This window comes from Sphingorhabdus sp. (genome assembly GCF_029865925.1).
In the GTDB taxonomy this organism is placed as follows: domain Bacteria; phylum Pseudomonadota; class Alphaproteobacteria; order Sphingomonadales; family Sphingomonadaceae; genus Sphingorhabdus_B.
In genome coordinates, this window is record NZ_JARXAI010000004.1 from 15,235 (window position 1) to 35,173 (window position 19,939).

Below are 19,939 nucleotides of genomic sequence, written 5' to 3' on the forward strand. Positions count from 1 at the left end.
TCTATTCGGCAAGACATGACAAATTTCAACACTTTTTCTGATGCCATAATGGCCGTTGTGGGAAGTCGCGCAAGCGGCTTGAAGGTCGCTGACGATGCGGTTTCGTTGATGCTGGACGTCTCCGGCCTAAGTGAGGAACAGCGCGCTGAAATTGAAACCGAGGTCCGTGCGGCAGTCGAAAAAGTCGGCGCGCGGTCAGTGCGCATTATGTTGACCGCTGAACGCATCGTGCCGCGCCTCATCGCGGTCGCCAGCGGTAAGGGCGGGGTGGGCAAATCAACACTGTCAACAAACCTTGCCATCGCCATGGCGCGGACAGGGCGGTCGGTGGGGCTGGTTGACGCGGATATCTATGGTCCATCTCAGGCAAGGCTGATGGGTGTAGAGGGCGTTAAACCTGAGGCCGACGGTAAAATTATGATACCCGTCATGGGGGCCGGCGGCGTTCCTTTTCTTTCAATGGGGCAGTTGGTCAGTCCAGGACAGGCTATTGCCTGGCGCGGCCCAATGGCGGGCACTGCGCTGTCCCAGCTTGTCGATGCAAAATGGGGCGCGGTGCGCGATATTATCGTTGATATGCCGCCTGGTACCGGTGACATTCAATTGTCTATGGTCCAAAAGCACAAGCCTGTGGGGGCAGTCATCATTTCTACGCCGCAAGACTTGGCGCTCATGGACGCAATGCGAGCAATCAGCTTTTTCGAATCGGCTAAAGTACCTATCATCGGTTTGGTCGAAAACATGGCCGGATATTTGTGCCCGCATTGCGGTGAAATGAGCGATCCTTTTGGTTCGGGTGGCGCGGAGGCAGCGGCTAAGGAATTGGGCATCCCCTTTTTGGGGCGCATCCCGCTCGACATCAATATACGGATAGAAAGCGACGCCGGAACACCGCCAGCGTTGGGTGAAGGACCAATCAGCGATGCCTATTCCGCGATCGCGCAGCGTGTCGCAACGTGGATTGATTCGCCGAAAGATACCGTTGCATGAAGGAAGCGCCTGCGCTTAAAGAAGGTTTAAGCCGCCGAAAGCTGATGGTTGGCGGTGGTGTGGGTGTTGGACTATTGGTGGCATGGGGATTTTGGCCCCGCCGTTATGCGCCAAATTTACGCGCAGCAGATGGTGAGCATCTGTTCGGCCCGTGGCTTAAAATCGCAGAAGACGGCAAGGTTGTTGTCGCCATTCCGCAAAGCGAGTCCGGCCAAGGCGTGTATACGGCGCTGGCGCAAATTGTAGCAGGTGAATTGGGTGCCGATTGGCGTTCAGTTGCAGTGCAACCTGTTCCGCCAAGCCCGATTTTTGCCAATACTTTGCTAGCGCGCGAATGGTCGCCGGCATTCTTGCCCGAAAATATCGGCGTCGATGGCAATAGCGGCGTCCTTGAAAGCAGCATTAACGAATTGGCCCGCCGCGACATGTTTGTGGTAACTGGCGGATCGTCATCCATCCGGCAGTTCGAGATGCCATGCCGCGAAGCTGGCGCTGCTGCGCGGGCTTTATTGTGTCAGGCAGCCGCTGCGCGCTGGGACATCGCGTGGGAACAGTGCCGGACAGAACGGGGCTTTGTAATAGCTGGGAAGCGGCGCACGTCTTTTGCCGATTTGGCGGTTGAAGCATCGGCGCTTGAGGTGCCGTCGCCGATCCCGCTGAATCCATCGGCACGCAACCATCTTTCCGGGCGCGACGCGCCCCGCCTTGATTTGTCGGCTAAGGTTGATGGCAGTGCAAGTTTCGCAGGGGATATCCGCTTACCAGACATGCTATTTGCTTCGGTGCGGGCAGGGCCAGCGGGGGACACCAGCCTGATATCAGCGGATACGAAGGCTGGAATGAAGACACGCGGCGTGATTCAGCTCGTCAAAACCGACAAGTGGATCGCGGCAGTGGCAAGCAATTGGTGGGCGGCTAATAACGCACTTGATACCATGAAGCCGGTGTTCAGAACAAAGGGCCGAACGGCGGACAGCGCGCAGATTGCGGGGTCCCTTTCCAACGCAATTGCCAAGGGGCCTGGCTTTCGCGCCATCAAAATGGGCGACGTAGATGCGGCAATTGCGCCCGAAACCGCGCCGCGCATTTTCAAGGCAGACTATTCGGCTGGCGCAGCTGTTCACGCCCCTATTGAGACGCGGACGGCGACAGCAAATTTCCACGATGGGCGCTTGCAATTGTGGCTCGCAACGCAGGCGCCGCAAGGGGCAAAGCGCGCAGCAGCAGATGCCATTGGCATAGATGTTGATGATGTTGTGCTATATCCCGTCATGGCCGGAGGCAGTTTCGATCGCAATTTCGACAATGTCGTCGCGGCGCAGGTTGCGGTTATTGCCAAAGAAGTCGGCCGACCCGTGCAATTAACGTGGTCTCGCACAGAAGATTTCATGCGCGATCATGTTCGCAGCCCAGCACTTGGCAGACTTTCAGCGGCCATGAACGCCGATGGCGCGATTACTGGCCTTGCAATAAGGGTGGCGGCGGCATCGACTATGCGTGAGCTTGCCAACCGGATCGATGGCCAAGCGCCGGATAAAGCTCGAAAGTCGGCATCGGGCGCATTTGATGTTATGGCGGTTGAAGGGGCGCAGGTCCCTTACGCCATCCCAAATATCGCCATTGACCATTTCCCTGTCGCAATGCCTATGCCGACGGGCCCATGGCGGGGTTTGGCAAACAGCTATAATTGCTTTTTCGTCGAAGGATTTATCGATGAACTTGCACACAAGGCAGGCGTTGAGCCGCTGTCATTCCGTATGCAGATGCTGGTTGGACAGACCCGTCTGGCGCGCTGCCTGACGGGTGTTGCAGAGATGGCTGGCTGGGATGGCGGCGGGTCGGGCAGCGGGCGTGGTATTGCATGCCACAGCATGCGCGATAGCCACATAGCCATCATTGTGACCGCGCACACCGGGGCGACCGGCGTGCGTGTTGAGCGCATTCATGCCATGGCTGATTGCGGCCGGTTAATTAACCCCGATCTGGCACGCCAGCAGATTGAAGGCGGCATCGTCTTTGGATTGGCGCAGGCATTGGGGGCGGTTACGGACTTTGAAAGTGGCATGCCAACGGTGCGCCGATTGCGCGACATTGATTTACCCAAATTGGTCGACGTACCAGACATCACGGTCGAATTTGTCCGCAACGACGCGGCGCCGGGCGGGGTGACTGAACTTGGTGTACCTGCCGTGGCCCCAGCCATTGCCAACGCCCTTTTTTCTGCATCCGGTGTAAGGCTGCGCGAATTACCTCTATTGTCCAAAGGACTATGATGACCTTACCTATTGATCACCCACCCGTTGCGACGCCAAAGATTGGCGTTCTCCTTGTTAATTTAGGAACGCCGGACGCGCCGACAACGTCTGCTGTGAAGCGTTACCTAAAGCAGTTTCTATCTGACCGCCGCGTTGTCGAAATTCCCGCGCTTATCTGGCAACCGATCTTGCGCGGCATTATCTTGAACACGCGCCCGCAGAAATCTGCCGAAGCATATGCGAAGGTGTGGACGGATAAAGGATCGCCTCTTGCGTTTTTCACGGCTGGACAGGCCGAGGCACTTCAGGCGCGGATGGGCGACAGCGCCGACGTCCGTTATGCCATGCGTTATGGTAATCCGTCGGTCGCTGATCAGCTTGCGGCGATGAATACGGCTGGGTGTAACCGCATATTGATTGCGCCCATGTATCCGCAATATTCGGGCGCGACGACTGGAACCGTGCTGGACGAGGCTTACGCCGCCCTAACGGCGATGCGCTGGCACCCTGCCATACGCACGCTTCCCGCCTATCATGATGATGCAGGCTATATTGGCGCGCTCAAAACTTCGATTGAAGCATCATTGGCGGCACTTGATTTTGAACCCGAAGCCATTGTCATCAGTTTCCACGGGATGCCCGAACGGACATTGCAGCTGGGCGATCCTTATCACTGCCACTGCCAAAAAACGGCGCGTTTGTTGTCTGAGGCCATGGGCCGTGATCTGGTGATCAGTTTTCAGTCACGTTTTGGTCGGGCCAAATGGCTTGAGCCGGCGACTGACCATACGCTGATGCGTCTGGCACGCGAAGGTACCAAGAAAGTGGCCATTTTTGCGCCTGGGTTTTCCGTGGACTGCCTTGAGACGCTCGAAGAGTTGGCCATGCAAGGACATGAGCAGTTCGAGGAAGCTGGCGGAACCCATTACGCCTATTTGCCGTGCCTAAACGACAGCCCCGTGGGTATGGACATGGTCGAGACGATTGTGCGCCGGGAACTCGGTGGCTGGATTTGACGCACCGCCCAGGCGGTTGGTAAATTGTCTGGGCTAACGTTCACGGCAACTTGCGCTTGCCCTTCGCCGCATTAATTATCGCAGCAGTTGTTTGGTAAGGTAGCATGTATGAATCGAGTTGCAGTGGTTACCGGGGGAACCAGAGGTATTGGAGAGGCGATTAGCCTCAAGCTGCAAGAAAAAGGCAGGCACGTCATCGCCAATTACGGCGGCAATGATGCCGCAGCAAAGGCGTTTTCGGAGCGTACAGGAATTGCGGTGCAAAAATGGGACGTGGGTGACCATAAAAGCTGCATTGATGCCTGTGCGGCGATTGAGGCCCAATATGGCCAGATCGACATCATGGTGAATAACGCCGGTATCACGCGCGACGCCACCATGATGAAGATGACCTTTGAGCAATGGGACGAGGTTATCCGCGTTGACCTTACCGGCTGCTTCAACATGGCAAAGGCGGTCTTTGCCGGCATGCGCGAACGCAAATGGGGCCGCATCGTCAACATCGGCTCCGTAAACGGCCAAGGAGGCCAAATCGGCCAAGTGAACTATGCCGCCGCCAAATCCGGCATTCACGGGTTCACAAAATCACTTGCGGCAGAAGGCGCGCGTTACGGCGTAACCGCAAACGCCATCGCGCCAGGATATATTGGCACCGAAATGCTTTCGACGATCCCTGAAAATGTGATGGAAAAAATTATCGCGCAGATACCTGTTGGGCGTCTTGGGCAGCCCGAAGAAATTGCGCGCGGTGTTGAGTTTTTGACCAGTGACAATGCAGGGTTCATCACCGGATCGACTTTGTCGATCAACGGTGGCCAGCACATGTATTGAGGGTTATTCGGTTTGAACGACATATACCACCCACCGGTCAAGCGCAGCATGACGGTTGCGGGGCATCAGACGTCAATTAGCCTTGAGCCATTATTCTGGAATAGGCTGCGCGCTGCGGCGGAAGCAGAGGGCTTGCCGGTAAACGCGGTTGTGGCCCAGATCGATGTTGCGCGTCTGGAATCGGAAACGCCATGTGGTCTGGCTAGCGCAATAAGATTGTGGCTTATGACGCGCACATAAAACTAACCCATGTGCCCTGTGATCCAGAACATGTGATGTGGAATTAAAGCCCTGCTTCTACAGCAATTCTGACGGCATCAGCGGCGTTTGAAGTCGCAAGCTTCTTAAACATAAGCATACGGTGCATCTGAACTGTTTTTTCACTTAGCGATAGACGATACGCAATTTGTTTCGTGCGGAATCCGCGGGCCATTTGCTGCAATATCTCGCGTTGACGTGGGGATAGGCGGTCCACAATTTGTGCAGCCTGTTGTTGCCGCACCAGGGCGATACTTTCTTCCTCGGGCAAAACCTCAATCTGCGAGCCTACGAAAAACTGCAGATTGCCCAGATCGTCGAACAAGGGCGCGATCATCACAGCGTTGCGAAATGGTGACCCGTCTTTCCGATAGTTGATAAGCTCGGCCAAAGCAGGACGCTGGCCATATACGGAGGAACGCAGTTTTTCGGTCTGGCCATTTTCGGTGTCCGGTCCCCGCAAGAAACGGCAATTCCGACCAACAACTTCGGCTTCAGAATATCCGGTCAGTGTGCAAAACGCGGCGTTGACTGAGATAATCGGATTGTCAGATTTAGTCGGGTCGCTGACGACCGTTGAAATCGGACTAAACTTAATCGCATCCAGAACCGGATGCCGGCTGGCTGAAACGGGGGAGGAGGGAGTGTCTAATTTCACTCGTCAGAGGATGCAGCAAAAATGTCCTTCTGGCAACCGTTGCTTCGTTACCAGGTCACAATGTAACCCAGTGTTTCATTCTGTGCCGACGCGTTCGATATCCGCGCCCACCAGCTGAAGCTTTTCTTCAAGGCGTTCGTAACCGCGATCGAGATGATAAAGGCGGCTAACATGGGTTTCGCCCTCTGCTACCAAGCCCGCAATAACTAGGCTCATCGACGCGCGAAGGTCGGTTGCCATCACTGGTGCGCCCGTAAGTTTCTTAACGCCATGGACGATAGCCGTGCGCCCCTTAGTTTCGATATGCGCGCCCATCCGATTCAATTCGGGGACATGCATATAGCGGTTTTCAAATATGGTCTCCGTCAGCACGCTGGCGCCATCTACCATGCAGAGCATCGCCATGAACTGCGCCTGCATATCGGTTGCAAAACCGGGATAGGGCGCAGTTGAAATCGTGAGCGGCTTCAATTTGCCGTCCGACTTTACGCGTATGCCAGTCCCTGTATCTTCCACGGTAACACCCGCCTGACGCAAGGCATCAAGCGTCGCGTCCATCTCACTGGCCTTTGCACCAACGAGCTCAACATCTCCGCCGGTCATGGCAGCAGCACAGGCGTAGCTGCCTGCTTCGATCCGGTCGCTCATCACGCGGTAGGTCGCGCCATGCAAGCGGTCCTTACCCTGAATGATGAGATCGGATGTGCCAATACCTTCAATCTGCGCACCCATGGCAACAAGCATATTGCATAGGTCAACAATTTCAGGCTCGCGCGCCGCATTGTGTAAAACGCATGTGCCCTTTGCAAGGCTCGCAGCCATCAACGCATTTTCGGTTGCGCCCACAGATACGACGGGGAAGGTGTATGTACCGCCCGGAATGCCCTTTTTCGCGATTGCTTTCACATAGCCTGCGGCTACTTCAATCTCGACGCCAAAGGCCTCTAGCGCCTTCAGGTGGAGGTCGATCGGCCGGTTGCCAATCGCGCATCCGCCGGGCAGCGAAACTGTCGCTTCACCTGCCCGCGCCAGCATTGGTCCAAGCACCAAGATTGATGCGCGCATTTTGCGGACGAGGTCATAAGGCGCGACGTTGCTGGTAATCCGCGTCGCTTCAAGGGTCATGACGCGGCCAAAATCTTCGGGGCGCGATCCTGCCACAGTGGTCGATATGCCGAACTGGTTCATCAGATGCTGGAAGCCGTCAATGTCGGCCAGACGCGGCAAATTGCGCAGCGTCAACGGTTCATCGGTCAGCAGCGCGCACGGGATCAGCGTCAATGCGCTGTTCTTTGCACCGGAAATAGGAATTTTGCCTTTAAGTGCGTTGCCGCCACGTACTATTATTTTGTCCATCGCAGAGTATTTAGCGGGAATTGGTTGCGGCGCAACTTAGGATTTGGTGAGCGCAGCCTCAACCTGCTCAAGCCGTTCCTTACCCCAGAACATCTCTTCGCCCACAAAGAAGGTCGGTACGCCAAATGCGCCGCGTTTTGCAGCAGCTTCGGTGTTCGCCATCAGCTCGGCTTTCACATCTGGATCATCGGCCAAAGCAAGCAAGGCTGTACTGTCGAGGCCAGCGCTGTCGAGGACTTGGCGAACAATCTCTGCTTCGCCCATGTCCTTGCTGTCTTCCCACATCGCCGCCATGACCGTGTCGACATAAAGCGCAAAGCAGCCAAGCTGCTGGGCAGCAACTGCGCCGCGCATCAGAAATAGCGAGTTAATCGGAAAACGCGGGTTCATCTTGAACGGCAACGCATGCGCCTTCACGAAGCGGTCAAACTCGAGCATTTCGTAATTCCGCTTAGCCGGCGTTTCGGCATAACGCATCATGGGCGCTTGGTTGTTCGTCAGTTTGAACAGGCCACCGAGCAGAATGGGGGCGTACACAGGCTCCGCGCCGGTGCGGGCACAGATCTCGGGCAAGCTCTTGTGCGCGAGATAGCTATTCGGTCCGCCAAAATCGAAAAGAAACTCCAAATTTTTTGCCATCAGAAACTCTCCGACCAAGGACGCAAGTCTATCTCATGTGTCCAGGCGGTGCGGTGTTGTTTGTGTAAGGCGACATATTGCAGCGCGATGGCATCGGGCGACAATATACCGTCAGCGGCCTTCGCTGCTTCAAAATCAGGGTGGATGCCGCGGATGAACGCCGTATCGATTCCGCCGTCGATAATGACATGCGCGACATGTATATTCTGTGGCCCAAGTTCACGCGCCATCGACTGCGCGAGCATGCGCAATGCACCTTTCGCGCCGGAAAAGGCTGAAAATCCTTTGCCGCCGCGAATGCTTGCAGTTGCGCCAGTAAAAATGATGGTGCCCGATTGCCGCTCGACCATCCGCCGTGCAGCCTCACGCGCCATAAGGAAACCAGCGAACGCCGCCATCTCCCAAACCTTACGGTACACTTGCGCGGTCATATCAAGCACCGAGAAATTGACGTTGGCGCCGATGTTAAAGACCGCGACTTCTATCGGCCCGACGTCGCGTTCAATCGCGTCGACCATCGCGACCACTTCGTCTTCGATGCGAGCATCGGCAGGGTAAGCGCGCGCTTTGTAACCCTCATCGCGGATCGATTGCGCGAGAGCCTCAAGTTGATCGGCATTACGCGCACGGCGGTTGACGCAAGCAACATAGCCTTCGCGCGCAAAGGCCTTAGCGATTGCGCCGCCTGTTGCGTCACCTGCGCCGACGATAAGGGCCGCCTTACTCAATCTTTTTCAAGTGTGCATTGCAGTGGGTGCTGGTTCTTCAGGGCAAAGTCCATCACCTGCGTTACCTTTGTTTCAGCCACTTCATAGGTAAAAATGCCGCAAACGCCGACACCCTTTTGGTGTACATGGATCATAACCCGCGTGGCTTGATCAGTGTCCATCTGAAAAAACGCCTTGAGGACATGTACGACAAATTCCATCGGCGTGTAATCGTCGTTCAGCAGCAACACCTTATACAGGCTTGGCTTCTTTGTTTTCGGGCGCGTGCGCGTGGCAAGGCCAACGCCCGGTCTGCCATCATTTTTATCGTCATCATCTTGCGCCATATATATCTGCATAAGACTGAAATAGGATATGGGAGGGGGACTCTGCAAGCCCCGTTCACCATCAATTCGGTCGCACCAAAAAGAAACCGCCCTTTTCCCAGGGAAAGGACGGCTTCTTCGTTGGATTGCACCGGTTTATTTCGACTGCCCACCACCAAAAGGAGGAGAGAGAGAAGGTGGCAGGCGCATAACCCACCGGCGCAATATCGTTCGAAAGCTTATGCAGCTTTCTTGAAAAGCTCAGTCGTTACCGCGATGCGGTTTGAGATTGGCTGGAACATTTCGCTCACCAGCTTGACCATTGCTTCTGTGTTCTTCGAGCCCTGAGCAACTGCGGTGTCGAAACCCTTGCGGGCCATCTCACCCTGCAGCTTGACGAAATCGGTTGGAGATTTAACGGCGGTCAGTTCCTTAACGGCAACCTGGACGCCTTCAAAGTTCTTCTTGGCGAATTCCATATTGGTCTTGCCCATTTCTTGAGCGCCCTTAGCAACGATCTTGCCGGCTTCAACGACGGCTTCAACATTTGCTTTGTTAAATTCGACGGCTTCAGCGGCAAACTTTTTACCCTTTTCAGCGGCTTCGCTTGCCTTTACGCGGACGTCTGCGAAAAACTCAGTTGCTTTTTCTGTGGTGGCTTTAACAGTGTCAGTCATCTTAAATACTCCTTGAGCAATCGGTGTTGTTTCAACAGACACGGTTTTATGAGCCGGCGAAGTAGCAGGCGATTCCACCTTGGTCTTCGCAACGGTGCTCGATGCAGCCTTCAAAGCCACGTCCTTCGTCGCCGCGACTTTAGCGGTTTTCGATGGAGTAGGGGTTTCTGCTTTGCGCGTCATAAGTGAGCACCATTTCTGTTGTGTTGCACTGCACAATAAATGCAGTGGCAAGCCGTGTCAACAAAAAATGGTGCAGTGCACAAAAATGACTTGGTGGCGCTTTAGTCCGCCAATGTTAGACGTTCGAAGCGTTCATAATGATGATCCGCAGAACCGAACTGATTCTCGATCATCGTTGCCCGCTTAAAGAAATGGCCGATCGCCAATTCCTGCGTAATGCCAATACCACCATGTGTTTGGATGGCGCTTTGGCCAACAAACTTTGCAGAGCGCGAAACCTTCGCCTTGCAAGCCGATACCGCCGCCATGCGTTCGGCAGCGGGCAGATCAAGCTTAAGCGTCGCCATGGTGGTCATGGATTTCGATTGCTCAACTTCCATGAACATGTCGACCATCCGGTGCTGAAGCACTTGGAAGCGGGAAATTGGCTGACCGAATTGGTTACGCTGGCGCGCATATTCGAGCGTGCCTTGATGCAGCTTAGCGGTCACGCCGCAGGATTCTGCGCAGACTGCAACAGTTGCTTCGTCCACGATACGTTCGATAAGCGGCAGGCCTGCGCCTTCGTCGCCCAACAGGGCATCGCCGGAGATTGCTGCATTTTCGAAATAGATTTCAGAGGCTTGAAAACCATCTACCGTTGGGTAATCGCGGCGGACAATACCTTTTGCGTTTGCGTCGATGAGGAACAGAGACACGCCGTTTACATCGGTGTTCGCGCCGCCGGTGCGTGCGGTGACGAGCAAATGCGTTGCCCATGGTGCAGCGTACACGACGCTTTTATGGCCGTTCAACACATAGCCCGCGCCGTCCTTCTTCGCGGTTGTGCGGATATTGGAGAGATTGTAGCGCCCTTGTGGCTCAGCATATGCAAAGCCAATTATGACATTTCCGCCGATGATTTCAGGGATAACCGAGTCAGCGACAGCGCCGCCAACAGCCTTCAAAGCACCGCCTCCCAGGACGACGGTCTGGAGATAAGGCTCAATCGCGATGACCTTGCCAAGCTCTTCCATAATCAACGCATTTTCGAGATATCCGCCACCAAGGCCGCCATGTTCTTCGCTGAAGGACGCACCAAGCATGCCAAGATCCTGCGCCAGTGCCTTCCAAATGCCTGTATCACGCCCGCTGCTGCTGGCGATCATCTTGCTGCGGCTGTCGAAATCGTAGGTATCCGTTAAAAAGCGGCTCAATGTGTCGCGGATCATGTCCTGCGTTTCGGTGTAGCTGAAATCCATTATAGTTATCCCGTCCAGTAGCCCGTCATGCTGAACTCGTTTCACCTGCGGTGACTTCGTTCCAGCATCTTACTTTCGACGTTGCGAATTAAGACCCTGAGACGGAGTGACCATCGGTCAAACCGGTTCAGGGTGACGGTTAAATGTTAGATTAAATACCCAGCACCATCTTGGCGATGATGTTGCGCTGGATCTCGTTCGATCCGCCGTAAATCGTCGTCTTGCGGGTGTTGAAATAGGTCGGCGCGGCGCGATGTGCGTAGTCCGGACCGATGGGGTGTTCGTTGTCACCTTCGCCAAAGCCACGGAAATAAGGCGCGCCATAATGGCCGACGGCTTCCAGTGCGAGTTCGGTAATCCGCTGTTGAATTTCCGAACCTTTGATTTTCAGCAAGCTCGATTCAGGACCAGGGCCCTTGCCCGAGGCTTCGCCGGCAAGACTGCGCAATTCCGTGAATTCAAGCGCGGTAAGATCGATTTCAAGTTCCGAAATCTTACGCTTGAAAAATGGATTGGCGATCAACGGGCGGTCGCCGTCCTGTTCGGTGCGGGCAATCGCCTTGATCTTCTCTACGCCGCGCTTCGAACGGGCAACGGCAGCAATGCCTGTACGCTCATGCGCAAGCAGGAACTTGGCACAGGTCCAGCCCTTATTTTCTTCATAAACGCGGTTTGCGACCGGCACGCGTACATCTTCCAACCAAACTTCGTTGACTTCATGCTCGCCGCCCAAGGTAATGATTGGACGCACGGTGACGCCCGGCGTCTTCATGTCGATTAACAGGAAGCTGATGCCTTCTTGCGCCTTGGCATCGGAATCGGTGCGCACGAGGAAGAAACCCCAGTCGGCATGTTGCGCCATAGTTGTCCACGTTTTCTGGCCATTGACGACATAATCGTCGCCGTCGCGGACAGCCTTGGTACGCAAGGATGCAAGGTCGGAACCTGCACCTGGTTCGGAATAACCCTGACACCACCAATCATCACCCGACAATATGCCGGGAAGGAATTTGGCTTTCTGCTCCGGCGTACCGAAGGTGTAGATGACGGGACCAACCATTGACAGGCCGAAGGGCATCGTGCCTACGCAGTCAGCGGCAGCCAGTTCTTCCGACCAAATGAAACGCTCAGTAGCCGTCCAGCCTGTGCCGCCATATTCGACGGGCCACGCGGGTGCGATCCAGCCTTTTTTAGCGAGAATACGATGCCATGACAGGAAATCTTCCTTCGAAAGATCATGGCCCTCATCCTGAACGGAGCGGAGATTTTCGGGATAATTTTCGGCGATGAATGTACGCACTTCCTTCTGGAAGGCGATTTCTGCGGGGCTGAATTCCAGTTGCATCACGATTCTCCTAAAAACGTTAAGCCCGAATTAGTCGACGTTTACGTAAACGTCAACTGAATCTCACCGTGCCTTTACATAGCTTCCTGGAGCTGATTCTAGAGCCCTCAGAGTGCCTTGGCCAGGTTGACGGCCTCCCGTCGCCGGCACGCGCGCATTGCCCTTCTCTGTCAGCCAAGCGATCCAATCAGGCCACCAACTGCCTTTGGTCTCGGTTGCGCCTTCAATGAACGCTTCAAGCGAAGGCGCAGGGGCGTCATTGGTCCAATATTGATATTTCATCTGCGCCGGCGGGTTCACCACGCCTGCTATATGCCCGCTGCCGGCCAGCACAAATTTCTTAGGGCCGGTAAAATGGTCCTGCAGTTTCCAAACGCTTTCGGCAGGTGCGATATGATCTTCGCGACCTGCCTGAATGTAAGATGGCGTCTTTACGCGGCGCAGGTCAATCGGGGTGCCCAAAGCCGACAAATCGTTAGGCTTCACCAGCCGATTGTCGCGATAGAGGTCTATAACATAATTTCGATGCCATTTGGCGGGCAGGTTGGTGACATCGCCATTCCAGTGGAGCAGGTCAAATGCGGGATAATCCTCACCCAGCAAATAGTTCTTCACGACCGTCGACCAGATCAGATCCTTGCCGCGCAACATATTGAACGTAAGCGCGAGGAACCGTCCGTCCATATAGCCTTGCGGCGCGCTAAGTGCTTCCATCATGGCAATCTGCTGTTCATCGATGAAATGCAGCAGTTCACCGCCAGTGCTAAAATCGACCTGTGCAGTAAAAAATGTCGCGCTGCGCAACTTATCCGCAGCGTCAGTGGCCGCCAGGATGGAAAGGGTTGCCGCTAAGGTTGTTCCGGCAACGCAATAGCCAATCGCATGTACGTCTGGCACATCAAAACCGGAGCAGACGGTATCAATCGCGTCGATCTGCGCCGCGATATAATCATCCCAGACGATGTCTTTCATACTGCTGTCGGCCGATTTCCAAGACACGACAAACACTGTGATACCCTGGTCCACGCAATATTTGATGAAGCTTTTTTCTGCCGTCAGATCGAGAATATAAAAACGGTTAATCCATGGCGGAAAGATAATCAGCGGCGTTTCCAGCACATCTTCCGTCGTCGGATCATATTGAATAAGCTGGTACAGTGGGGTTTGGTGAACGACCTTGCCCTTTGTCGCCGCGATGTTTTCCCCAAGTTTGAATGCGGTGGGATCGGTATGCGTAATTTGTCCGCGTTGCATGTCTTGTATCAGGTTCTGCATGCCGGATATCAGACTTGCGCCGTTGGTTTCCATCGCTCGCTCAAGCGCCACTGGATTGGTAAAGGGCGAATTAGCCGGGCTCATCGCCTCGATAATGCTGCGCAAGGCAAAGTCCATCTTGGCCTTGTCATGATCAGCCAAGCCAACCAACTGATCGGCGGCAGTTAACATATATTCAGACATGACCTGATAACTCTGCCGCACAAGGTCAAAAACCGGGTGCTCCCATTGCGGTGCGGTAAATCGGCGGTCAGACGTATCGACCTTGTCACGCCCGGCCTTGGCAAGCGGCTCCAGCACAGCCCCCCACGCGTCCAACGCGGCGCGATAGGCCCTTAAGGGGTCAGTGGTTGCAACAGCTGACTGCCCAAACAGTTTCATAAACTGGTCCGCGTCCATAAACGGCGGGATATTGGTTGAGTCGGCCATGATTTAACGCATATCAAAGCTAACTGAATTGTCGAAGATTGTTTTGTTGTGCGGCGCAGCATGGACATTGCATAAAAAAGAGCGCAAAGGCGCCCCACAATGACATTTGAAAACATACCCCCGCTTCTTGACGAAGCGCTTACCGCCCGTGGATATACTGCGCTAACCCCCGTTCAAACCGCTGTTATTGCAGAAGAAGCCATAGGACGTGACTTGGTCGTGTCCGCGCAAACGGGCTCAGGCAAGACCGTAGCTTTCGGCCTCGCCATGGCACCCCAAATCCTTGATGGAGGCCTTGTAAGCCTTGCACGTGAGCCCGCTGCGCTGATCATCGCGCCGACTCGGGAACTTGCCTTGCAGGTGAGCCGTGAACTCATGTGGCTCTATGCCAAAGCGGGTGTGCGTATCGCGACCTGCGTTGGCGGGATGGATGCATCAAAGGAACGCCGCACCTTGAACCAAGGCGCGCAGATCGTTGTCGGAACACCCGGGCGCCTTCGCGATCACCTTGAGCGCGGCGCGCTGGACCTGTCGGCGCTGAAAGTCGCGATCTTGGACGAAGCAGACGAAATGCTCGACATGGGCTTTCGCGAAGAACTCGAAGAAATATTGAATGCAACGCCAGAAGGTCGGCGTACATTGTTGTTCTCGGCGACTATGCCGAAACCGATTGTTTCGCTGGCAAAGCGTTACCAGCGCGATGCATTACGCATTTCGACCGTAGGTGAAGACCGTGGCCATGGAGACATCAGCTATCAGGTTTGCACTGTAGCGCCGCCGGACATTGAAAACGCAGTAGTCAACCTGTTGCGTTTACATGAAGCCGAAACCGCTATCCTGTTCTGCGCGACACGTGAAAATGTGCGCCGTTTGCATGCCAGCCTGACCGAGCGTGGTTTTAACGTCGTTGCGTTGTCGGGTGAGCATTCGCAGTCCGAACGCAACCAAGCGCTTCAGGCGCTGCGCGACCAGCGGGCGCGTGTTTGCGTTGCAACCGATGTTGCCGCACGTGGGATCGATTTACCGAACCTATCGTTGGTTGTGCACGTGGAACTGCCACGCGATGCAGAAGGGCTTCAGCACAGATCTGGACGCACTGGTCGCGCCGGTCGCAAGGGTACTGCCGTATTGATCGTGCCATATCAGCGTCGCAAGCGTGTTGAATCCATGCTGCGCGGTGCAAAGATTGAGGCGGATTGGATCAAGGTCCCAACCGCTGCCGACATTCGCGCGAAAGATCATGATCGTCTGCTTGAGACACTACTGGCGCCTGTGGAGGTCGAAGACGAAGACCGTGCGTTGGGCGCAAAGCTGCTCGAGACGATGTCTCCAGAAGACATTGCTGCAGCACTTGTGCGTGTGCACCGTTCGAAGATGCCGCAGGCTGAGGATATGCTGGATGACGGAAGTCGCGAGCGTCCACGCGACGACCATCGTGCCGGATTCGATGATTCCGTTTGGTTCAAGCTGAATGTCGGCCGCCGCAACAATGCAGATCCCAAATGGATATTGCCATTGTTGTGCCGCCGTGGCGGCGTGACCAAGAATGATATTGGTGCCATTCGCATTGCTGCGAATGAAACCCATGTCGGGATTGCGGCAGCTGCAGTAGCCAAGTTCACCAAAGCAATTGCGCAACCCGGGCATGACGAAGACAATGACGTCGAAATCGTGCAGGCCAATGGCCCGCCGCGTGAAGCGGCGCGTGAAAATAAGCGCATGGGCCGCGATGGCGAACGTCCTCAGCGTTCACAGCTTGGCGTCAATCCGCGCGGCGATGGACCACCACGGGGCGGTAACTTCCGCAGTGATGGGCCACGTGGCGGTGGATCGAACCGTGATGGTGCACGTCCATTCCGTAAGGATGGCCCACCCCCGTCAAAGCATGGTGTCAAACATAAGGCAAAGGGCAATCGGCCGCGTTAATTGATGCGAAACATAGTTTTTCTGGAAATGGGCGGAAACATCGCCCATGAAGGTGGCTCGTAAATCAACCAACCGGAAACGGGAGCCAATGTCCGAAGAATTCTACCGCATCAAGCGACTGCCGCCTTATGTTAACGCTGAAGAGAACGCGATGCGTGCGGCGGCCCGCAGCGCGGGTGTGGACATTATTGACTTAGGCATGGGTAATCCAGATTTGCCGCCGCCAGCGCATGTCATAGAAAAACTCTGCGAAGTGGCGCAGAAGCCGGACTCTCATGGCTATTCAGCATCAAAGGGTATTCCCGGTCTGCGCAAGGCGCAGGCCAATTATTATGGTCGGCGTTTTGGGGTTGATATCGACCCTGAAAATGAAGTTGTCGTAACCATGGGTTCCAAAGAGGGCTTAGCGAGCCTTGCCACGGCCATCACCGCGCCGGGCGACGTCGTGCTTGCGCCAAACCCCAGTTACCCGATCCATACCTTTGGGTTCATCATTGCAGGCGCGACCATCCGGTCCGTGCCGACCACGCCGGATGAAAATTACTTCCGTTCGCTTGAGCGCGCGATGGCCTTCACCGTCCCGCGTCCTTCGATATTAGTGGTAAATTACCCGTCGAACCCGACAGCAGAGACTGTCGATCTCGCTTTCTACGAACGCCTTGTCGCATGGGCAAAGGAGAATAAGGTCTGGATCTTATCCGACCTGGCGTATTCGGAGTTGTATTTCGACGGTAATCCAACGCCGTCAATTTTGCAGGTTAAAGGTGGCAAAGACGTCGCCGTGGAATTTACTTCCTTGTCCAAAACTTATTCGATGGCGGGTTGGCGCGTCGGCTTTGCTGTTGGAAACCGCGAACTGATTACGGCAATGACCAGAGTTAAAAGCTATCTCGACTATGGCGCATTCACACCTATTCAGGCCGCCGCCTGCGCCGCGCTGAATGGTCCGCAAGATATTGTTGAACAGAACCGCCAGCTATATCACAAACGCCGCGATATCCTTGTGGAGGCGTTTGGGCGAGCAGGCTGGGACATACCTCCGCCGCGTGCATCGATGTTTGCCTGGGCACCGCTGCCGCCCGCACTGGCGCATTTGGGTAGCCTTGAATTTTCCAAACAGTTGCTGACACAGGCGAATGTCGCTGTCGCACCGGGCGTCGGATATGGCGAAGATGGCGAGGGTTATGTGCGCATTGCCATGGTCGAAAACGAACATCGTCTGCGGCAGGCTGCCCGCAACGTGAAGCGCTATCTGCAATCCATGGGTGTCAATACGCCTAGCCAGTCGAACGCGATTTAACATGGCGCGCAGCGAATTTGCTTTCCACTATCGTTTCCGCGTGCGTTGGTCCGAGACCGATGCGCAAGGCGTCGTCTTTAACGCCCGTTATCTGGATTATGCCGACGTCGCGATTACCGAATATTGGCGCGCAGTAAAGTTCCGCGAATATGCGGATGGCGCACCGCTGGAGTTCCATGTTAAAAAGGCCACAGTGACCTGGTTCGCTCCCATTAAACCGGATGAGTTGATTGAGGTCATGGCACGTACGATTGCCACCGGCCGGACAAGCGTGAGCCAGTTGGTTGAAATTCACGGTGTGACCGAAGATGGGTCGGACGATTTGCGTGCTACTGTTGATTTGGTCAGCGTGCATGTGGACCTTGATGTTCACCGGCCCATCCCGTTGCCCGATTGGGTGAAGGACGTGTTCGTTTCATTCGACAGCCAAGCGGGTTCCGCGCCGCTTGAGCTGATCGAGGGCTAAGTGCAACGCGATATGCGTAATTTTTTCACGACGATTGGGCCCGCCGCAATTGTGCTGGGCAGTTTGGCCGTCGGCGCCTGTTCAGCCGGTGGTTCGTCGGAAACCAAAAATGCCACGTCACAAGAATTTCCACGTGCGGAACGCCTTGTGTCTGCGGCTGGCGACACACAGTTTTCCACCGAAGCCGCACGTGATGAAGCCGGTGAGTCGGAATTCGTGATGGATTGGGCAGGCATTCAGCTTGGCACAACTGTGGCCGATATTGGTGCGGGCGAGGGGTATTACACCATAAGGCTTGCCGAGCGGGTTGGCCCCAAGGGCCGCGTATTGGCGCAGGATATTAATCGCGGCGCGCTGGATCGTTTAGGCGAACGCGTCACTCGGGAGCAACTCGACAATGTTGCAATCAAGGAAGGTGCGGTAGATGATCCCTGGCTTCCCGAGAACAGTTTTGATCGGATATTCATGGTCCATATGTATCATGAAATCGAAGAGCCATACGCGTTTCTGTGGCGTATGCGGCCTGCATTGGCAAGGGGCGGACAAGTAATCGTCGTCGACCGCGACCGCGCAACGGACCGCCATGGCATTCCGCCGAAGCTGTTGTTCTGCGAATTCGATGCGGTCGGCTATCGCCTGACGGGTTTCACCGAGCAATTGAAATTGGGCGGATATATCGCGCGGTTCGAGGCGAGCGGCCCGCGACCCGATCAATCGGCTATCCGGACCTGCGCAAACCGCTAACCGCAATCCTAAGGGATTTCAGTCGCCGTCGAAGCCGATGAGCGCATCAACGCGTATGTTTTGCCCGCGCAATTTTTCTGCGCCGCCTAAGTTGGGCAAATCGACGATAAACAACGCCTGTTCGACCTTGCCTCCGCCCCGCCGGATGAGGTCGACGCCGGCCAATGCGGTGCCGCCAGTGGCAATGAGATCGTCGACAAGCAGCACTTTCTGATCCGGTTTAACATGGCCAACATGCATTTCGATCCGGTCGGTGCCATATTCAAGCGTGTAATCGATGCCGATTTTCTCGCCCGGTAATTTGCCGGGTTTGCGGAGCATCAATTGCCCAAGGCCAAGCGCATAGGCGATGCCAGAAGCCACAATGAAACCGCGCGCCTCAATACCAGCGACAAGCGCGGTATCGGGGTCAACCAAGGCTGCCAGCCGGTCAATCGTGGTGCGATAGCCGCTTGCATCCAGAAGCAAGCTGGACACGTCGTGGAACATGATCCCCGGTTTTGGGTAATCCGGGATGTTGCGGATTAGCGCCGCGAGGTCTGCATTGTCACTCATGTCGTATGACTGCCTGTTGCTGCGGATAATTTCAAGGAAATCTGGCAAAGCCATCGCGTGCGTTTTCAGTACAAAAAAAGGGCGGAGCCAAAGGCGCCGCCCTTTTTAAAAATCTTATTTGGAGACAAGCCCCAAAGCGAGATTACTTCAGTTCGACGGTTCCGCCGGCTGCAAGGATCTTCGCCTTGATCTCTTCGGCTTCTGCCTTGTTCACGCCTTCCTTAATCGCCTTTGGCGCGGACTCAACAAGAGCCTTTGCTTCGGTCAGACCAAGCTGGGTGATTGCACGGACTTCCTTGATGACTGCAATCTTGTTTCCGCCGTCGCCGGTTAGGATAACGTCGAATTCAGTCTGCTCTTCAGCGGCAGGTGCAGCAGCAGCGGCAGGGCCAGCAACAGCAACAGCAGCAGCGGCGCTAACGCCCCATTTTTCTTCCAAAGCCTTTGCAAGGTCAGCCGCTTCAAGAACGGTCAAAGCCGAAAGTTGGTCTACAAGCTTTTCAATATCAGCCATTTAAATAACACTCCGATTTTCTGTCATATCTGTAGGGCTCGCCCAGCCGGTTAAAAACCATGGGACGCAGCCGGTTTTATTTAAAAAGTTACGCTGCCTTTTGGTCAGCATAGGCACCAAAAACGCGTGCCAATTTCGCAGCTGGTGCTGTCGACAGCTGAGCGATCTTCGTTGCCGGTGCTTGTACAAGCCCGATAATCGTCGCGCGCAGTTGATCGAGCGATGGCAATGAAGCCAGCGCCTTAACA

20 protein-coding genes and 1 pseudogene are annotated in these 19,939 nt (G+C 55.2%); 9 read left to right on the top strand and 12 right to left on the bottom strand.

What is annotated here, in order from left to right; all coding sequences use genetic code 11:
• Window positions 1-15: 15 nt before the first annotated feature.
• The 5 genes from QE270_RS00300 to QE270_RS00320 all read left to right on the top strand — a co-directional run bounded on the left by QE270_RS00300 (window position 16) and on the right by QE270_RS00320 (window position 5,332).
• Window positions 16-990, top strand: a complete 975-nt coding sequence (locus tag QE270_RS00300; protein WP_300033683.1) for an Mrp/NBP35 family ATP-binding protein — start codon at window positions 16-18, stop codon at window positions 988-990.
• The gene (locus tag QE270_RS00305) at window positions 987-3,263 is read left to right on the top strand and encodes a molybdopterin cofactor-binding domain-containing protein (protein ID WP_300033685.1); all 2,277 of its coding nucleotides are present in this window, start codon (window positions 987-989) and stop codon (window positions 3,261-3,263) included. Before QE270_RS00300 ends, QE270_RS00305 begins: the two co-directional genes overlap by 4 nt.
• On the top strand, window positions 3,263-4,261 hold the full coding sequence (hemH, locus tag QE270_RS00310; protein WP_300033719.1) for a ferrochelatase: 999 nt from the start codon (window positions 3,263-3,265) through the stop codon (window positions 4,259-4,261). The genes QE270_RS00305 and hemH overlap by 1 nt, the downstream gene beginning before the upstream one ends.
• Window positions 4,262-4,369: 108 nt before the next feature.
• Window positions 4,370-5,092, top strand: coding sequence for an acetoacetyl-CoA reductase (phbB, locus tag QE270_RS00315; RefSeq protein ID WP_300033687.1), 723 nt, complete (start codon window positions 4,370-4,372; stop codon window positions 5,090-5,092).
• A gap of 12 nt (window positions 5,093-5,104) precedes the next feature.
• Window positions 5,105-5,332, top strand: coding sequence for a ribbon-helix-helix domain-containing protein (locus QE270_RS00320; protein ID WP_300033689.1), 228 nt, complete (start codon window positions 5,105-5,107; stop codon window positions 5,330-5,332).
• A gap of 43 nt (window positions 5,333-5,375) precedes the next feature.
• Here the strand turns inward: QE270_RS00320 and QE270_RS00325 are convergent, their stop codons facing one another.
• From QE270_RS00325 to QE270_RS00365, 9 genes are all read right to left on the bottom strand, one after another.
• Entirely contained in the window at window positions 5,376-6,008 is a 633-nt protein-coding gene (locus tag QE270_RS00325) for a LuxR C-terminal-related transcriptional regulator (RefSeq protein ID WP_300033691.1), read from the bottom strand.
• Between the two features lie 75 nt (window positions 6,009-6,083).
• Entirely contained in the window at window positions 6,084-7,364 is a 1,281-nt protein-coding gene (gene murA / locus QE270_RS00330) for a UDP-N-acetylglucosamine 1-carboxyvinyltransferase (protein ID WP_300033693.1), read from the bottom strand.
• A gap of 36 nt (window positions 7,365-7,400) precedes the next feature.
• Window positions 7,401-8,003, bottom strand: a complete 603-nt coding sequence (locus QE270_RS00335; RefSeq protein WP_300033695.1) for a 2-hydroxychromene-2-carboxylate isomerase — start codon at window positions 8,001-8,003, stop codon at window positions 7,401-7,403.
• Entirely contained in the window at window positions 8,003-8,731 is a 729-nt protein-coding gene (locus QE270_RS00340; protein WP_300033697.1) for an SDR family NAD(P)-dependent oxidoreductase, read from the bottom strand. Before QE270_RS00340 ends, QE270_RS00335 begins: the two co-directional genes overlap by 1 nt.
• Window positions 8,728-9,069 (bottom strand): ATP-dependent Clp protease adapter ClpS, encoded by a 342-nt coding sequence (clpS, locus tag QE270_RS00345; RefSeq protein ID WP_300033699.1) that lies wholly within the window; start codon window positions 9,067-9,069, stop codon window positions 8,728-8,730. Before clpS ends, QE270_RS00340 begins: the two co-directional genes overlap by 4 nt.
• Window positions 9,070-9,275: 206 nt before the next feature.
• The gene (locus tag QE270_RS00350) at window positions 9,276-9,827 is read right to left on the bottom strand and encodes a phasin family protein (protein WP_300033701.1); all 552 of its coding nucleotides are present in this window, start codon (window positions 9,825-9,827) and stop codon (window positions 9,276-9,278) included.
• A 170-nt stretch (window positions 9,828-9,997) separates the two neighbouring features.
• The gene (locus QE270_RS00355) at window positions 9,998-11,137 is read right to left on the bottom strand and encodes an acyl-CoA dehydrogenase (RefSeq protein ID WP_300033703.1); all 1,140 of its coding nucleotides are present in this window, start codon (window positions 11,135-11,137) and stop codon (window positions 9,998-10,000) included.
• Window positions 11,138-11,288: 151 nt separating this feature from the next.
• Window positions 11,289-12,482, bottom strand: coding sequence for an acyl-CoA dehydrogenase family protein (locus tag QE270_RS00360; RefSeq protein ID WP_300033705.1), 1,194 nt, complete (start codon window positions 12,480-12,482; stop codon window positions 11,289-11,291).
• A 63-nt stretch (window positions 12,483-12,545) separates the two neighbouring features.
• Entirely contained in the window at window positions 12,546-14,186 is a 1,641-nt protein-coding gene (locus QE270_RS00365; protein WP_300033707.1) for an alpha/beta fold hydrolase, read from the bottom strand.
• Between the two features lie 99 nt (window positions 14,187-14,285).
• Here QE270_RS00365 and QE270_RS00370 point away from each other — a divergent pair, with 99 nt between their 5' ends.
• The 4 genes from QE270_RS00370 (at window position 14,286) to QE270_RS00385 (ending at window position 18,622) form a co-directional block, all read left to right on the top strand.
• Window positions 14,286-16,112, top strand: coding sequence for a DEAD/DEAH box helicase (locus QE270_RS00370; protein ID WP_300033709.1), 1,827 nt, complete (start codon window positions 14,286-14,288; stop codon window positions 16,110-16,112).
• An 88-nt stretch (window positions 16,113-16,200) separates the two neighbouring features.
• Complete coding sequence (locus QE270_RS00375) at window positions 16,201-17,412, top strand: LL-diaminopimelate aminotransferase (RefSeq protein ID WP_300033721.1); 1,212 nt, start codon at window positions 16,201-16,203, stop codon at window positions 17,410-17,412.
• A 1-nt stretch (window position 17,413) separates the two neighbouring features.
• Entirely contained in the window at window positions 17,414-17,878 is a 465-nt protein-coding gene (locus QE270_RS00380) for a thioesterase family protein (protein WP_300033711.1), read from the top strand.
• Between the two features lie 12 nt (window positions 17,879-17,890).
• Window positions 17,891-18,622: a class I SAM-dependent methyltransferase gene (locus QE270_RS00385; protein ID WP_300033713.1), complete on the top strand. Its 732-nt coding sequence runs from the start codon at window positions 17,891-17,893 to the stop codon at window positions 18,620-18,622.
• Window positions 18,623-18,640: 18 nt separating this feature from the next.
• Here QE270_RS00385 and QE270_RS00390 read toward each other — a convergent pair whose 3' ends face one another.
• The 3 genes and pseudogenes from QE270_RS00390 to QE270_RS00400 form a co-directional block, all read right to left on the bottom strand.
• A complete protein-coding gene (locus QE270_RS00390) occupies window positions 18,641-19,177 on the bottom strand; it encodes an adenine phosphoribosyltransferase (RefSeq protein ID WP_300033715.1) in 537 nt (178 codons plus the stop codon).
• Window positions 19,178-19,319: 142 nt separating this feature from the next.
• On the bottom strand, window positions 19,320-19,691 hold the full coding sequence (rplL, locus tag QE270_RS00395; protein WP_300033717.1) for a 50S ribosomal protein L7/L12: 372 nt from the start codon (window positions 19,689-19,691) through the stop codon (window positions 19,320-19,322).
• An 88-nt stretch (window positions 19,692-19,779) separates the two neighbouring features.
• Window positions 19,780-19,939 (bottom strand): annotated as a pseudogene (locus QE270_RS00400) (50S ribosomal protein L10); the annotation flags it as partial.

What these genes read in the sequence shown, in the direction of transcription:
- QE270_RS00380 (WP_300033711.1), top strand. Translation starts at nt 17,414, where the DNA reads ATGGCGCGCAGCGAATTTGCTTTCCACTATCGTTTCCGCGTGCGTTGG.
- QE270_RS00375 (WP_300033721.1), top strand. Translation starts at nt 16,201, where the DNA reads ATGTCCGAAGAATTCTACCGCATCAAGCGACTGCCGCCTTATGTTAAC.
- clpS (WP_300033699.1), bottom strand. Translation starts at nt 9,069, where the DNA reads ATGCAGATATATATGGCGCAAGATGATGACGATAAAAATGATGGCAGA.
- QE270_RS00300 (WP_300033683.1), top strand. Translation starts at nt 16, where the DNA reads ATGACAAATTTCAACACTTTTTCTGATGCCATAATGGCCGTTGTGGGA.
- QE270_RS00305 (WP_300033685.1), top strand. Translation starts at nt 987, where the DNA reads ATGAAGGAAGCGCCTGCGCTTAAAGAAGGTTTAAGCCGCCGAAAGCTG.
- QE270_RS00370 (WP_300033709.1), top strand. Translation starts at nt 14,286, where the DNA reads ATGACATTTGAAAACATACCCCCGCTTCTTGACGAAGCGCTTACCGCC.
- QE270_RS00365 (WP_300033707.1), bottom strand. Translation starts at nt 14,186, where the DNA reads ATGGCCGACTCAACCAATATCCCGCCGTTTATGGACGCGGACCAGTTT.
- QE270_RS00335 (WP_300033695.1), bottom strand. Translation starts at nt 8,003, where the DNA reads ATGGCAAAAAATTTGGAGTTTCTTTTCGATTTTGGCGGACCGAATAGC.
- QE270_RS00355 (WP_300033703.1), bottom strand. Translation starts at nt 11,137, where the DNA reads ATGGATTTCAGCTACACCGAAACGCAGGACATGATCCGCGACACATTG.
- rplL (WP_300033717.1), bottom strand. Translation starts at nt 19,691, where the DNA reads ATGGCTGATATTGAAAAGCTTGTAGACCAACTTTCGGCTTTGACCGTT.
- QE270_RS00360 (WP_300033705.1), bottom strand. Translation starts at nt 12,482, where the DNA reads ATGCAACTGGAATTCAGCCCCGCAGAAATCGCCTTCCAGAAGGAAGTG.
- phbB (WP_300033687.1), top strand. Translation starts at nt 4,370, where the DNA reads ATGAATCGAGTTGCAGTGGTTACCGGGGGAACCAGAGGTATTGGAGAG.
- QE270_RS00385 (WP_300033713.1), top strand. Translation starts at nt 17,891, where the DNA reads ATGCGTAATTTTTTCACGACGATTGGGCCCGCCGCAATTGTGCTGGGC.
- QE270_RS00390 (WP_300033715.1), bottom strand. Translation starts at nt 19,177, where the DNA reads ATGAGTGACAATGCAGACCTCGCGGCGCTAATCCGCAACATCCCGGAT.
- murA (WP_300033693.1), bottom strand. Translation starts at nt 7,364, where the DNA reads ATGGACAAAATAATAGTACGTGGCGGCAACGCACTTAAAGGCAAAATT.
- hemH (WP_300033719.1), top strand. Translation starts at nt 3,263, where the DNA reads ATGACCTTACCTATTGATCACCCACCCGTTGCGACGCCAAAGATTGGC.